We start from the raw sequence: 13,972 nt of genomic DNA on the forward strand, positions 1-13,972 counted from the left end.
CTGGCGCCGGGGGAGGCATCGTTGCTGTCGAGACTATTCGGTCCAGTGGACCTTTGTCAGGTCGGCCACCGAAAGCGGCCAGTTCTCCCACATGCCGTCGATCTTCGCGTCCCACACGCCGACCTTGGGGAGCTGGAACAGGAAGCCGTTGACGGCATCCTCCGCGAGGATGCGCTGGGCCTTGCCGTAAAGCTCGTTGCGCTTGGCCTCGTCGATCGTGACCTCGAGTTCTTCCATGACCGCGTTGAACTCGGGGTTCTGGTACTGGAAGTAGTAGTCCGGCCGCGCATAGATGCCGATGTCCATCGGCTCGACATGAGAGACGATGGAGAGGTCGTAGTTCTTGTCGGTGAAGACCTGGCTCAGCCAGTCGGCCCATTCCAGCGGAATGATCTCGAGATTGATGCCCACCTGTCGCAACTGCGAGGCGATGATCTGGCCGCCGTCACGGGCGTAGCCGGGAGGCGGGAGCTTCAGCGTCGCGGAGAAGCCATCGGGGAAGCCCGCCTGCGCCAGCAGTTCCTTCGCCTTTTCAGGATCGTGGGGATAGGTGCCGGTCAGGTCGACATAGGCCGGATGGTGGGGCGCGAAGTGCGAACCGATCGGCACGCCGAGGCCGGGCGGGGTGCCGGCGATGATCTCGTCGCGGTTGAGCGCATGGGCGATGGCCTGGCGCACCTCCAGCCTGTCGAACGGCTCCTTCTTGCTATTGGTCGCCAGAACGGTCTCGCCCTCGGTGGAGCCGATCACGACCTTGAAGCGCGGATCGCTTTCGATCTGCGGCAGGGCGTCGCCGGCCGGCATGTTGGAGAAGGCATGCACGTCGCCCGACAGAAGTGCCGGAACAGCCGCGGCCGCGTCCGGGATGATGCGGAACTCGGCCTTGTCGAGCGCGACCTCTTCGCCCCAGTAGTCGGGGTTCTTCACCAGCGTGATCGAAGAACCCTTGGCCCAGTTCTCGAACTTGAACGGGCCGGTGCCGATGGGCTTTTCCTTGTTGCCGTCGGCAGAGGCCGGGGAGACGATGGCTGCCTCACCCCAGCCCATGTTCCACAGGAACGCGCCCTGCGGGTGCTTGAGGGTCACGACGACGGTCGCCGGGTCGACAACCTCCACCTTCTCGATCGCCGAATAGAGGCCTTTCTGCGGATTGACGGAATCCTCGGCCATGGCGCGGTCGATGGAGAATTTCACGTCCTCGGCGCTGAAGTCCGCGCCGTCGTGAAACTTCACGCCCGTGCGCAGCTTGAAGGTGTAAACCTTTCCATCGTCGGAGATTTCCCAGCTGTCGGCGAGGCCGGGCTGTACGGCGCCGTCCGGGCCGATGCGGGTCAGGCCTTCGAAGATGTTCGCATAGCCGACTTCCTTGATCGCGGCTGCGGCACCGGCCGTCGGATCGAGATGCGGCGGCTCAAGCACCATGCCGATGACGATGTCCGTGCGCTGGGCAATGGCCGCGCTCGACGTGGCGAGCGCAAGCGCCGTGGCCACGAGAACGGATTTCAAAAGCTTCATGACGATCTCCCGATGCAAACTGAACCCCGGCGATCAAAGCGCGAAACGCACGGGGAGTAAATCGACTTTGTTGCGCCGCAAAGCGCACATGAGCGCTTCGAGGCTTCAGCCACGCAAAGCGCCGCGCAACAGCACATCCAGCCCGATGGCCATGACCTTGGCGGATTCGACCATGTCGTCGATGCCGACCCACTCGTCCGGCTGGTGGGCGAGATCGAGGATGCCGGGGCCGTAGGCGATGCAATCGTGCAGGTGGCCGATGCGGGCGACATGCTTCTGGTCGTAGGTGCCGGGCGAAATCACGTAGTCCGGCTCCTTGCCAAAGATTTCACGGATGCCTTCGGCAACCGCAGTCACAACCGGGGCGTCGCGCTCCGTCATGGTCGGCTGGACTTCCATCAGGTCGCGGATCGAATAGTCGAATTTCGGGCGTTCGCGCTTCAGGCGGTCGAGGATGGAAGTAACCTCGCCCTTCACCTCGTCGATGGATTCTTCGAGCAGGAAGCGCCGGTCTATCACCGTGCGGCATGTATCCGCGACGTTGGGCGAGGGCAGGCCGGGAAAGAAATCCTCGGTCTGGCCGCCGTGGATCGAATTGATGTTCATCGTCGAGCGGCGCGCACCTTCCGGCACCACCGGCATCTGGGTCTGCTTGCGGTCGAGCGCTGGGAAAAGCTCTTCCTCGAAGGCGTGCAGCACCGCGCCCATGTGTCGGATCGCCGAATCGCCGAGGAACGGCATGGAGCCGTGCGCGATCCTGCCCTTGGTCTCGATCTCCGCCCACCAGACGCCGCGATGACCGAGGCAGATGCGGTCCTTGTTGAGTGGTTCGGGAATGATGACGTGGTCGACGCGCGGCTTCGAGAAGAAGCCCTTGGAGGCAAGATATGCAACGCCGCCAAAGCCGCCGGACTCCTCGTCGACAGTGCCCGAAATTTCGATGGCGCCCGGAAAATCCGGATAGACGTCCATGAAAACTTCGGCGGCGATGATGGAGGCCGCGAGTCCGCCCTTCATGTCGCAGGCGCCGCGGCCGTACACGCGGCCATCCTTCACGATGCCGCCATAGGGATCGACCGTCCAGCCTTCGCCAGCCTCCACCACGTCGATATGCGAGTTGAAATGCACCGTGGGGCCGTGGCCGCGTCCGTCGAACCGGGCGACGACGTTGGTGCGCGGGTAGCGGTCCGAATCGCCCGGCGTGTCCTGCCCCCTAATAAGCTGGGTCTCGAAACGCCGCTTCCTCAGCCGGTTGGCGATGAATTCGGCGCAGGGCGTGTAGGCCTCACCCGGCGGGTTCACCGTGGGAAAGCGGATCAGGTCGGCAGTTAGAGCGACGAGTTCGTCGCGGCGGTCGTCTATGGCGCGGAAGAGCTGTTCGTTCATGGGCGCTATTGAGCAGGCGGGCATGGGGGCTGGCAAGCAGGCTGTTTGGTCCAGCCTGATTTCATGATGCCAGCCAGCCCGATATGCGAAAGATTGTTAGGAAATCTGCGTCAGACTCGCCCGAAATCACCCAAGGGTGCACAATGTGCTTTGTGGGATGGGACAGTTTGGGGTTCGACGCATGAACAGGTTTGTGCTGGCCGCTGCATCGGCGGCGTTGTTGCTCTTTTCCGGCCTTTCGGCCCAGGCATCCAGTGTCGTGGCGCGCGTTGACGTCGCCGCGCAGAAGATGACGGTCACGCATTACGGCAAGGTGCTCTACGAGTGGCCCGTTTCGACCGCGCGTGCCGGTTATACGACGCCGCGTGGCGAGTTCCGGCCCTACAGAGTGCATAAGCTTTGGCTCTCGCGCACCTACGACAACGCGCCGATGCCCTTTGCCGTCTTCTACGACCGCGGCTGGGCGGTACACGGAACGGATGCCGTCAGCCGGCTTGGACAGCCTGCCTCGCATGGCTGCGTGCGGCTCGCGACGCCCAACGCGGAAGCCTTCTACCGGCTGGTGCGCCAGGTGGGTGCAGGCAACACGCGCATCATCGTGGAAAACTGAGACCGCCAGCCGGCGAAAAATATTCCACTTCATGTCGCGTTTCCGGCATTTCAATCCCGAACCGTCTTGCATAGACCTGAGGAGGTGAGGGAGCGTTCAACGATGTCGGATCACCGGGTCGAACTTTCGAGACCTGTTTCGGACGAGGTCCGGAAGACGACCTGCTATATGTGTGCCTGCCGTTGCGGGATCGATGTGCACCTCAAGGACGGCAAGATCCGCTACATCGAAGGCAACCGTGATCATCCGGTCAATCGCGGCGTGCTTTGCGCCAAAGGCTCGTCCGGCATCATGCAGCACTATGCGCCCGCGCGGCTCGATTCGCCGCTGCTGCGTACCGGTCCACGCGGATCGGGCGAATTCCGCAAGATTTCCTGGGACGAAGCGTTGACGCTCGCTACCGGGTGGCTCGGCGAGGTACGCGACCGCGATCCGAAGAAGCTCGCCTTCTTCACAGGACGCGACCAGTCGCAATCGCTCACCAGCTTCTGGGCACAGCAGTTCGGCACGCCCAACTATGCCGCGCATGGCGGCTTCTGCTCCGTCAACATGGCGGCTGCCGGCATCATGACGATCGGCGGCGCCTTCTGGGAATTCGGCGCGCCGGATTGGGAGCGCACGAAGCTGTTCGTGATGTTCGGCGTTGCCGAGGATCACGATTCCAACCCGCTCAAGATGGGCATCTCGAAGCTCAAGAAGCGCGGGGCGCGGTTCGTTTCGGTCAATCCAGTCCGCACCGGCTATTCGGCGGTTGCCGACAACTGGATCGGCGTGCGGCCGGGAACCGACGGCCTGCTGATCCTGGCTCTCGTCCACGAGCTCCTCAAGGCGCGGCGGATCGATGTCGACTACCTTGTCCGCTATTCCAATGCGCCGTGGCTGGTGATCGACGCGCCCGGCACTGCCGATCACAGGCTTTTCGCCCGGGACGCTGAAGGCAAGCCGCTGGTCTTCGAAACCGTGACCGAGCGCGTCGTGGCGGCCGGGACGAAGGGCGCGCGTCCGTCGCTTTCCGGGCGCACGACGCTGCCGGACGGGCGCGCCGTGGCGCCGTCGTTCCAGTTGCTTGCGGAAGAGTATCTCGATCCGCGCCACGCACCCGAGGCCGTGGCCGACCGCGTTGGGATCGATGCCGCCACCATTCGCGGCCTTGCCGAGGAAATCGGGCGTGTCGCCTTTGACGAGGCGATTGAGATCGAGCAGCCCTGGACGGATGTTTATGGCGAACGACACCAGACCTTTGTGGGCCGGCCGGTCTCGTTTCATGCGATGCGCGGCATCTCGGCGCATTCCAACGGGTTCCAGACGGCGCGCGCGCTACACATGCTGCAGGTGCTGATCGGCGCGATCGACTGCCCCGGCGGTTTCCGTTTCGAGCCGCCTTACCCGAAGCCCCTGCACGCGCATCCGCGTCCGCACGGCAAGTCGGAGCATTTCGGCTCCAACCAGCCGCTTGCCGGGCCGCATCTAGGTTTCCCGCTCGGGCCCGAAGACCTTCTGGTCGACGCGGAGGGCAAGCCGACGCGCATCGACAAGGCGTTTTCCTGGGATGCCCCGATCTCCGCCCATGGCCTGATGCATATGGTCATCGCCAACGCGCATGCCGGCGATCCGTATCCGGTCGACGTGTTGTTCCTCTACATGGCCAACATGGCCTGGAACTCGTCGATGAACACTGCCGGCGTCATCAGGATGCTGGAGGACAAGGACGAGGCGACCGGCGAGTATCGCATCCCGAAGATCATCTATTCCGACGCCTATTCGTCGGAGATGGTGGCCTATGCCGATCTGGTCCTGCCCGATACGACATATCTCGAACGCCACGACTGCATCTCGCTGCTCGACCGGCCCATCTCGGAACCGGATTCCGTCAATGACGCCATCCGCTGGCCGGTGGTCGAGCCAGACCGCGACGTGCGCGCCTTCCAGAGCGTGCTGATCGACCTCGGCGCGCGGCTGCGCCTGCCTGGCTTTTCCGACAGTCGCGGGCAGCCGCTCTACACAGACTACGCCGATTACATCGTGCGCCATGAGAGGCGCCCCGGCATCGGGCCTCTGGCGGGGTTTCGCGGCCTTGAAGCCGACCGGACGGGCAGGGGCGCGGCCAATCCCGACCAGTTGAACCGCTATATCGAGAACGGTTCGTTCTTCTCCGCGCATATCCCGCTCGAGGCGCAGTTCTTCAAGCATGCAAACGCGGCCTATCAGGACTTTGCAGTGCGGATGGGTTTCTTCGACCAGCCGCAGCCGGTAACGTTCCAGCTCTATTCGGAAGAACTGCAGAAGTTCCGCCTGTCGGCGCGGGGCCTTCGCGAGCCGGTGACGCCGGAAGCCTATCGCGAGCGCATCATGTCTGCCTTCTCCCCGCTGCCGTCATGGTACGAGCCATTCGAGGAAGCGGGGGTGGACAAGTCGGCCTTCCCTTATCACGCGATCACGCAGCGCCCGATGGCGATGTACCATTCGTGGGGCTCGATGAATGCGTGGCTGCGCCAGATCCATACCCGCAACCCCCTCTACGTGCCCGGCGCGATCTGCGACGCGCACGGGCTGAAGGACGGCGACTGGATATGGCTGACATCGCATCACGGTCGCATCAAGGTCGAGATCGCACGTTCCGAGACCGTCAATCGCGACACGATGTGGACATGGAACGCGATCGGCAAGCGGGGCGGGGCGTGGGCACTCGACCCTGCTTCGCCGGAGGCGACCAGAGGCTTCCTGATGAACCACCTGATCCATGAATTGCTGCCGCCGAAGGGCGACGGCATGCGCTGGTCGAATTCCGATCCCGTCACCGGCCAGGCGGCGTGGTACGACCTGCGGGTAAACATCGAGAAGGCCGAGCCCGACGTGGCAAGCCAGCCGCATTTCGAACCGCAGAAGCGTGGCACGCGTGAGGTCGCCGACGACCTGCGCTACGGGCAGGAGTGGAGCCGATGACGTCTCTCCCTTCCCAGCCGTCCCCCAAAAAGCTCGGTCTCGTCATCGACCTTGACGTCTGTGTCGGCTGTCATGCCTGCGTGGTCTCGTGCAAGGAGTGGAACACCGGTGGATACGGCGCCGCTTTGTCCGATCAGGACCCTTATGGTCCGGACGTTTCAGGCACGTTCCTAAACCGCATCCATTCCTTCGAGGTGACGCCCGAGGGCGGCGAGGTGGTGGGCGAGGCGGGCGCTGCGCGGTTGATCCACTTTCCCAAGTCCTGCCTGCATTGCGAGGACGCGCCCTGCGTGACCGTCTGCCCGACGGGCGCCTCCTACAAGCGCACCGACGACGGCATCGTGCTGGTGGACGAGGAGATGTGCATCGGTTGCGGCCTGTGCGCATGGGCGTGCCCCTATGGTGCGCGCGAGATGGACCTTGCTGCCGGCGTGATGAAGAAATGCACGCTCTGCATCGACCGCATCTACAATGAGACCATTCCCGAAGTGGATCGCGTGCCGTCCTGCGTGCGGACCTGCCCGACCAATGCGCGGCATTTCGGCGATCTAGCCGATCCGGGGTCTGCCGTATCGGTCATGGTGGCGGAACGTGGCGGCATGGATCTGATGCCGGAGCAGGGCACAAGGCCTGTCAACAAATACCTGCCGCCACGCCCGCGAAAGCCGCTGGCAGCGAAGGCGGTGCCGGCTGCGGAGGATACGCGCGGGGCAACGGGTTTCTTTGCGTGGGTCGACGATATGCTGGACCGCATCTGATGGTCGTGCAGCTCTCGACTTTGCAAGGCACTCTACGTTGCCCCCCTCTGTCCTGCCGGACATCTCCCCCACGAGGGGGGAGATCGGCCGTCAATTCTGCCGGTGCCCGTTCTGCAGCGTTGATGATTGGCGAAAGCAGGTGTGCGTGGCGATCTCCCCCCTCGTGGGGGAGATGTCCGGCAGGACAGAGGGGGGCGCGAAGGAACGCGGCATCGCAGGGGCTTCGCTTCTAGATGCACCCGGCCCTTTCCATCATCGCGTTCACGACCGCTTCCGGTCTGGGTTACGGGCTTGCGGCCGTTCTCGGCCTCGGCCTGCTCGACCCTGCGTCGATCGCAACCAAGACCGCGCATTTCGTCGCGCTGGCGCTGATCTCGGCCGGTCTGCTGTCATCGACATTGCATCTGGGCAATCCGCAGCGCGCATGGCGGGCGCTGTCGCAGTGGCGCTCGAGCTGGCTGTCGCGCGAGGGCGTGATGGCGATCGTCACCTTCGTTCCGCTCTGTATCGCCGCCTATGGCGCGATCTTCCAGTCGCGCTACCTGCCGATTGCGGGCCTGCTCGGCACGCTGGGGGCGGCCGTCACCGTCTATTGCACCTCGATGATCTATGCGTCGCTGCGGGCGGTGCAGGCGTGGCACACACCGCTCACGCCGGCCTGCTACCTGCTTTTTGCCGGCGCCGGCGGAAGCCTGCTCGGTCTGTTCTTCGCGGTTTCTGGAGGTGGCAACGCACTCGCGCTGTCGCTGCTGTCGGTGGTTCTGCTAGTCGCGGCCTGGGTGTTGAAATGGCTGTGGCGGCAACACATGCTGTCGCAGGTTCCACTGTCGACACCTGAAAGCGCGACCGGCCTCGGCTTTATCGGCAGCGTGAAGCTGTTCGAGCGGCCGCATTTCAACGACAACTATCTCACCAGCGAGATGGGGTTCAGGGTGGCGCGCAAGCATGCGGCGAAGCTGGCGCGGCTCAGCCTGCTGCTCGGCGGCGTCGTGCCGGTCGCGGCCGTCGCGCCGCTGCTATTGTCCGGTGCCGTCACCCCGGCGCTCGCTGTCCTGCTGGCCGTAATTGCGGTCGTGTCGCATGCCGTCGGTGTCCTGACCGAGCGCTGGCTGTTCTTCGCCGAAGCGCGGCATGCGGTGATGAATTATTACGGACAGTAGGCCGCAGCAGCTTCCGTCAGCTCGTCTTCCAGCGCTTGTGAAACCACATCCACTGGCCTGGATGCTCGCGCACCCAGCCTTCGACCGTGTCGTTGAGAAGCTGGCTGGTCGCCTGCACGTCGAGCGTTCCCTTCTCGGTGCGCGGTAGCTCCAGTCTGTCGAAAATCTCGAGACGGTAGCGGTTGCCGGGTAGCCGAACAGAGCGAGCCGGATAGACGTCGCATTCATACTGCCGCGCGAGCTTCGCCACCAGCGGACTGGTGTTGCACGGCCGTCCGAAGAAGGTGGTTGGCACGCCCTTGTGGAACTTCTGATCGACGAGGACGCCTATATTGCCGCCGCGTTCGAGGATGCGGGCGAGGCCGAAGGCTGCGCCGGCGCGCGAGGCGATCAGTTCACCCATTGCGTCGGCGCGGGTCGAGAAGATGTATTTGGCGATGTAGGGGTTGTTCGGGGCGCGGAACAGCGCTGTCACCGGCAGTTCGTACGAGGCTGCCGCAACCGGCAGGAGCTCGAAATTGCCGGTATGGGCGGTGAAGAAGATGTGCGGCTTGTCGCTGGCGCGCACGCGCACGAAAATCTCCTCGCCGATGACCTCGACGCGGCCCGTCTTGTCCGAATTGGGTTCGAAATCGAAAAGCTGGTCCAGGAAGACGTACTCGCCGGCCAGACGCGCCATGTTGCCCCACATGTCAGAGGCGATCGCCTGTATCTCTTCCTCGCTCTTTTCGGGATAGGCGTTGCGGAGATTGTCGAGCGCGACACGATGACGTCCAAACCACGGACCGATGCGGCGCGCCACGCGATCGGCGAAATCGAGCGCGCGATCGGGCGGCAGCAGGCGCAGGAGCCAAAGCGCTGCCATGGCGGCCTGTGCCGTCAGCCAATACTCCGCCTGCTTGAGAAAGCGCAGGGTCCTTGCAACCAGCGGCCGAAGGAATGGCGCGCGGCCCTCACTCATCACGCAATCCGCAGGATGATCTTGCCGAAAACCTCGCGGCCTTCCATGCGCTCCAGCGCACGGCCGATGTCGTCGAAACCGACTTCGGTGTCGATGACCGGGTGGACGATGCCGGCGGCCATCTTCTGCATGGCATCGGCCATGTTTTCCATCCGGCAGCCGAAGGAGCCGAATATCTTGAGCTGCTGCTGGAAGAGCTGCATCAGGTTCATGCTGGTGGACACACCCGAGGTCGAGCCGCAGGTGACGAGGCGCGCGCCGCGCTTCATGCACAGCATCGAGCCGGCCCACGTGTCGGCGCCGACATGTTCGAAGACAACGTCGACACCCTTCTTCTTCGTCAGTTTGCGCACGACGCCTTCGAAGCGGTCTTCGCGGTAGTTGATGACGTGGTCCGCGCCCAGCGCCTTGGCCTTCTCGATCTTGTCGTCCGAGCCCACGGTCGTGATGACTGTGCAGCCCATGCGCCGCGCGAGCTGGATCGCGGCCGAGCCAATGCCGGAACCGCCCGCATGGACGAGGATGGTTTCGCCCGGCTGCAGCTTCGCGTTGTCGAACAACATGTGCTCGACCGTGCCGAAGGTGACGGGCGCAACGGCCGCGCCGATCTCGTCGACGCCTGGCGGTGCCGGCACCAGAAGCCGCGCAGGCAGGTTGACCTTTTCCTGCGCGAAGCCGTCGAGATGGAAGCCGTGGACGCCCGACACATGCTCGCAGAGATTGTCGCGCTTCTCGCGACAGGCGCGGCAGCGACCGCAGGTGCGCGCGCCATAGATCGAAACGAGCTGGCCCGGTGCGAGGTTGGAAACCCCTTCGCCGACGGTCTCAACCTCGCCGGAGGCCTCCGCGCCGACGACCAGCGGCATCTTGCGCTTGGCGAACGCCATGCCACGCCAGCCCCAGACATCGATGTGGTTGAGCGCAACCGCCCTGATCCTGACAGTGACCTCTCCGAGACCGGGAGGCGGGGGCGGGGGCAGGTCGACGGATTCAAGCCGCCGATCCTCGACGAGTTGCAGTGCGCGCATGGGAGTATCCGCTTCTGTCTGGCGTTTGCGGAAGCGGACTAGACCGGTTCCCGCGCCATGACAAGGCACGTATTCTGACCGCCGAAGCCGAAGGAGTTGGAAATCACAGTGCCGACCTCGGCGTCGCGCTTCACGTTGGGCACGACGTCGAGCTCGATCGCCGGATCCGGATGGTCATAATTGATGGTCGGCGGGATGACGCCGCGCGCCATAGTCAGAAGCGAAAACACCGCCTCGATGGCGCCCGCCGCCGACAGCGTATGCCCGATCATCGACTTGTTGGACGAGATGGGAATCCGCTTCATCCGCTCGCCGAATACGGTGGAAAGCGACAGGTGTTCCATCTTGTCATTTTCCGGCGTCGAGGTGCCGTGTGCGTTCACGTACTCGATTTCGTCCGCGTCCATGCCGGCATCGGCAAGGGCGGCATGAACGGCGGCTATGGCAGGCGAGCCATCCGGCTTGGAACGGGTGCGATGGAAATCGTCGGCCTTTTCGCCGCAGCCGCGCATGATGCCGAGCACCGGCGCGCCGCGGGAAAGTGCACTTTCCAGCGATTCGAGCACAAGGGCAGCCGAACCCTCGGCCAGCACGAAGCCGTCGCGGTCCTTCGAAAACGGCTTCGATGCTTTTTCGGGCCGCTCGTTCTGCGTGGAGAGTGCCGAAAGCAGCGAAAAGCGGATCAGCGCCTCGGCGGTGGCCGAACCGTCCGCGCCGATGGCGAGCGCCCGATCGCTTTCGCCGCGCTGGATCGCTTCCACGCCAAGCTGGATGGCGGTTGCGCCGGATGCACAGGCGGTCGACAGGGTGACCGGCAGGCCGCGCGTGCCGAAGCGATCGGCTAGACGGTCGGCGATGGCGCCGAACTGCGAAGCCTCGAAGATTTCCTGGCGAAGCTGCTCGCGCGCGGAGGCGAGCAGGCGTTCGTAAACCGGTAGATCGAGATCGGCAGAATCGTAGAGCGCCAGCCGTTCGTGCCAGTCGAGCTCGACCGGAGGGGATGCGAGAAACAATGGGCCGGCGAAATCGCCGACATTGTAGCCCGCGCCGGCAACCGCTTCCAGCGCCGCGATCTCGGCAAGCTCGTAGGTCAGCGCGCTTGCGCCCTTGTCGCTGGAAGCCAGAAAATCGACTGTGCCGGAAATGGTGGTGTTCAGGTGTTCGGTGGGGAAGCGGGTGATCGGATGGATGCCGGAGCGTCCCGAAGTCAGCGCGGTCCAGTTGTCCTCCACGCCCTGGCCGAGCGAGGTCACGACGCCAACGCCGGTTACGGCGATAACGGGGCGGCCACGGTGATCGGTGGTGCTGGGCATCGCGTCTTCCTCCGGCTCACGCCTTGACGATGAGGGCAGCGCCCTCGTAGCGATGATAGCCGATGCTGGTTGCCAGGACTGCTTCGGGAGCGTCGTCCAGCGGGCTCTCGTTCTCCGCGTCGAAGGCCGGGTAGGGCGCGCCGTTGTGAATGGCGAGTGCGGCCAGCGCGATCGCGAAGGGGAACTGCGCTTCCTTGAGGTGGCCGGTCAACGTCGAGAAGCCACGCATCGCGAAGTCACCCGCGCTCTGGAGCGCGTTGCGTTCCGCGCCTGTCGCGGCATGCGCGCCCGAAGCGCCGGAGATGGCCATCAGGCGCTGGTCTGGCGCGCCCAGCGCGCGGACGACACCCGAGATCGCCTCGACGAGATTGCCTTCGCTGCGCCTTGCCCGGCCGGACGCTACGCTGCCGATGGCGGCGTAGGCATTGCGCCCGCGCGCTTCAGCGTGTTCGCGCGATTCAAGGACGAGGAAAGCCGCGCCCGAGCCGGTGATGACGCCGCCGCCATCGTTGGCGGCCCGCTGCCACACGGATTTCCAGCGCTTGCGGTGCAGGAAGCCGTCCAGCTCATAGCCCAGCAGCATGTCCGGATGTTCGGTCTGGAACGCGCCGCCAACCAGCATATGGGTCGACTGTCCCGACCGGATGCGCGCCGCCGCTGTTTCGATCGCCGAAACGCCTGCACCCTCTTCGCCCATGAAGGTGCGCGACGAGCCGGTGACCTTGTGCACGATCGATATGTTGCCGGCCAGCAGGTTGGATAGCTGGGCGAGAAAGAGCGTGGGCCGTAATTCGGTTGTGAGCTTCTCGTTGAGAAGCAGGTCGCGGTCGTTGCGGGTGCGTGCCGCGTCGAGGATGGCCTGGTCGACCGCGCTATCGCGCTCGCCGCCGCCGGCAGCCACGACCATATCCATGGTCGCCAGCAGCGCTTCGTCCTTGGCGTCGGCATCGTCGAGCGCCACACCGGCCGCATAAGTCCCCAGCCGCTGCCATGTCTCCATCTGCCGCTGGTCGCCTCGCTTGGCGATCTGCAGGCCCCAGTCAATCGCGGGAAGCGGGTGGATCGTGTACGGCTGAAAGCGCTCTGCATCGAGCACGGGCGTCGCGCCGGGCGTGCTCAGCACATGCCAATGGCGCTCGGCGCCTTCGCCGAGCGAGGAGACGAGGCCGATGCCGGTAATGACGACGTCGCGCGCGCTCATTCAGGGCTCATCCGAGGCCGCCGCCATACAAGCTCAGGTCGCGTTCTTGGCCGCGACGAGGCCATCGATCTTGGCGCAGAGGTTTTCCATGACGAAATATTCCTCGGCCGGAGCCTTTCCGTCGTTGACCTCCTGGGTCCACTTCTCGAGCGGCACCTTGATGCCGAACTCCTTGTCGATCGCGAAGACGATGTCGAGGAAATCGAGGCTGTCGATGCCGAGGTCGTCGATCGTGTGGCTCTTGGGCGTGATCGTGTCGCGGTCGATCTCGCTGGTCTCCGCGATGATGTCGGCAACCTTGTCGAATGTCGATGTCACTGTGATTCCCTCTGAATGCAGGGCTTGTTCGTTCGTGGTCTGGCGGCTCTCTAATCGGTTTTTACGGGCAGGAAAAGAGCCAGAGCCAAAAAGGTAGCCGCCTTTGCCCTCAATTGAAGACGATCCGGCCGATGATGTGGATACCCTCATCGGTCGGCGCAACGATCACTGCCTCGCCCTCGCGCGGGGTTACGCCGACGAGCGCCTCGATACTTTCGGGATGTGTGACGAGCACGAGATTGCCGGAACCAGAGTAGGTGCGAATCAGCTCCATCACTTCCTCCCGCGCTGATTTTGCGGCTTCCTCGACTTCCGGAGGCGGGTCGAGCGCGTCCATTTCCTCGACCAGCCCGTCGCCGAATGCGAGGCGGGCGGTCTGGAGTGTGCGGCAATAGCGGCTTGCGTAAACCTGCTCAACCGGCTCGGCTCGTGCCGAGATCAGCGCGCCGATGCGCCGTGCCTGCTGACGCCCCCGGTCCGACAGATTGCGTTGTGTGCGGCAGTTCTCGATGTCGAAATTGGCCGGGTCGCCGGAACCCGGCGCGTTGGCATGCACCAGGAACAGCACCTGGCCGCCATTGCGCAGCAATGCCCATCCCGCCTCGGTGGCGCTGGCTGGCGTGCCTGCCAGAAGGAGAATGGCGACGACGATCGTTGTCAGACGGAGCATCCGGTACCCTTTGTTGCTGCTCCCGATATAGGGACGGGATCGGGACATGAAAGGCAAGCCAATGCTTTGTGCTTGCGGTTTCGATGCCGCAGCTTGCCGCGACGGCGCA

Annotated in this window: 12 protein-coding genes; 4 read left to right on the forward strand and 8 right to left on the reverse strand. The window is 64.3% G+C overall.

The genetic code is table 11. The annotated features are described in order from the left end of the window. Positions 1-33: 33 nt before the first annotated feature. Positions 34-1,515: an ABC transporter substrate-binding protein gene (locus ACVJNE_RS14980; protein WP_499566784.1), complete on the reverse strand. Its 1,482-nt coding sequence runs from the start codon at positions 1,513-1,515 to the stop codon at positions 34-36. Between the two features lie 105 nt (positions 1,516-1,620). Then, entirely contained in the window at positions 1,621-2,901 is a 1,281-nt protein-coding gene (locus ACVJNE_RS14985; protein WP_499566786.1) for an acetylornithine deacetylase/succinyl-diaminopimelate desuccinylase family protein, read from the reverse strand. A 181-nt stretch (positions 2,902-3,082) separates the two neighbouring features. Here ACVJNE_RS14985 and ACVJNE_RS14990 point away from each other — a divergent pair, with 181 nt between their 5' ends. The 4 genes from ACVJNE_RS14990 (at position 3,083) to ACVJNE_RS15005 (ending at position 8,372) form a co-directional block, all read left to right on the forward strand. Next, positions 3,083-3,511, forward strand: coding sequence for a L,D-transpeptidase (locus tag ACVJNE_RS14990; protein WP_173192032.1), 429 nt, complete (start codon positions 3,083-3,085; stop codon positions 3,509-3,511). Between the two features lie 102 nt (positions 3,512-3,613). Next, complete coding sequence (locus ACVJNE_RS14995; RefSeq protein ID WP_499566788.1) at positions 3,614-6,454, forward strand: molybdopterin oxidoreductase family protein; 2,841 nt, start codon at positions 3,614-3,616, stop codon at positions 6,452-6,454. Next, positions 6,451-7,212: a 4Fe-4S dicluster domain-containing protein gene (locus tag ACVJNE_RS15000; protein ID WP_499566790.1), complete on the forward strand. Its 762-nt coding sequence runs from the start codon at positions 6,451-6,453 to the stop codon at positions 7,210-7,212. Before ACVJNE_RS14995 ends, ACVJNE_RS15000 begins: the two co-directional genes overlap by 4 nt. A 233-nt stretch (positions 7,213-7,445) precedes the next feature. Then, the gene (locus tag ACVJNE_RS15005; protein ID WP_499566792.1) at positions 7,446-8,372 is read left to right on the forward strand and encodes a dimethyl sulfoxide reductase anchor subunit family protein; all 927 of its coding nucleotides are present in this window, start codon (positions 7,446-7,448) and stop codon (positions 8,370-8,372) included. A 16-nt stretch (positions 8,373-8,388) separates the two neighbouring features. On the opposite strand, the gene ACVJNE_RS15010 is transcribed toward ACVJNE_RS15005, so the two are convergent. From ACVJNE_RS15010 to ACVJNE_RS15035, 6 genes are all read right to left on the reverse strand, one after another. After that, positions 8,389-9,333, reverse strand: a complete 945-nt coding sequence (locus ACVJNE_RS15010) for a lipid A biosynthesis lauroyl acyltransferase (protein ID WP_499566794.1) — start codon at positions 9,331-9,333, stop codon at positions 8,389-8,391. Then, a complete protein-coding gene (locus ACVJNE_RS15015) occupies positions 9,333-10,361 on the reverse strand; it encodes a zinc-binding dehydrogenase (protein WP_499566796.1) in 1,029 nt (342 codons plus the stop codon). Before ACVJNE_RS15015 ends, ACVJNE_RS15010 begins: the two co-directional genes overlap by 1 nt. A 38-nt stretch (positions 10,362-10,399) precedes the next feature. Then, positions 10,400-11,674 (reverse strand): beta-ketoacyl-ACP synthase, encoded by a 1,275-nt coding sequence (locus tag ACVJNE_RS15020; RefSeq protein ID WP_499566798.1) that lies wholly within the window; start codon positions 11,672-11,674, stop codon positions 10,400-10,402. 16 nt (positions 11,675-11,690) lie between these two features. Then, complete coding sequence (locus ACVJNE_RS15025; protein WP_499566800.1) at positions 11,691-12,875, reverse strand: beta-ketoacyl-ACP synthase; 1,185 nt, start codon at positions 12,873-12,875, stop codon at positions 11,691-11,693. A gap of 33 nt (positions 12,876-12,908) precedes the next feature. Beyond that, positions 12,909-13,193, reverse strand: coding sequence for an acyl carrier protein (locus ACVJNE_RS15030; RefSeq protein WP_173192011.1), 285 nt, complete (start codon positions 13,191-13,193; stop codon positions 12,909-12,911). Between the two features lie 109 nt (positions 13,194-13,302). Further along, on the reverse strand, positions 13,303-13,863 hold the full coding sequence (locus ACVJNE_RS15035; RefSeq protein WP_499566802.1) for a histidine phosphatase family protein: 561 nt from the start codon (positions 13,861-13,863) through the stop codon (positions 13,303-13,305). Between the last annotated feature and the right edge of the window lie 109 nt (positions 13,864-13,972).

It is taken from the genome of Mesorhizobium sp. DxT (assembly GCF_058448885.1).

What these genes read in the sequence shown, in the direction of transcription:
- ACVJNE_RS14980 (WP_499566784.1), bottom strand. Translation starts at nt 1,515, where the DNA reads ATGAAGCTTTTGAAATCCGTTCTCGTGGCCACGGCGCTTGCGCTCGCC.
- ACVJNE_RS14985 (WP_499566786.1), bottom strand. Translation starts at nt 2,901, where the DNA reads ATGAACGAACAGCTCTTCCGCGCCATAGACGACCGCCGCGACGAACTC.
- ACVJNE_RS14990 (WP_173192032.1), top strand. Translation starts at nt 3,083, where the DNA reads ATGAACAGGTTTGTGCTGGCCGCTGCATCGGCGGCGTTGTTGCTCTTT.
- ACVJNE_RS14995 (WP_499566788.1), top strand. Translation starts at nt 3,614, where the DNA reads ATGTCGGATCACCGGGTCGAACTTTCGAGACCTGTTTCGGACGAGGTC.
- ACVJNE_RS15000 (WP_499566790.1), top strand. Translation starts at nt 6,451, where the DNA reads ATGACGTCTCTCCCTTCCCAGCCGTCCCCCAAAAAGCTCGGTCTCGTC.
- ACVJNE_RS15005 (WP_499566792.1), top strand. Translation starts at nt 7,446, where the DNA reads ATGCACCCGGCCCTTTCCATCATCGCGTTCACGACCGCTTCCGGTCTG.
- ACVJNE_RS15010 (WP_499566794.1), bottom strand. Translation starts at nt 9,333, where the DNA reads ATGAGTGAGGGCCGCGCGCCATTCCTTCGGCCGCTGGTTGCAAGGACC.
- ACVJNE_RS15015 (WP_499566796.1), bottom strand. Translation starts at nt 10,361, where the DNA reads ATGCGCGCACTGCAACTCGTCGAGGATCGGCGGCTTGAATCCGTCGAC.
- ACVJNE_RS15020 (WP_499566798.1), bottom strand. Translation starts at nt 11,674, where the DNA reads ATGCCCAGCACCACCGATCACCGTGGCCGCCCCGTTATCGCCGTAACC.
- ACVJNE_RS15025 (WP_499566800.1), bottom strand. Translation starts at nt 12,875, where the DNA reads ATGAGCGCGCGCGACGTCGTCATTACCGGCATCGGCCTCGTCTCCTCG.
- ACVJNE_RS15035 (WP_499566802.1), bottom strand. Translation starts at nt 13,863, where the DNA reads ATGCTCCGTCTGACAACGATCGTCGTCGCCATTCTCCTTCTGGCAGGC.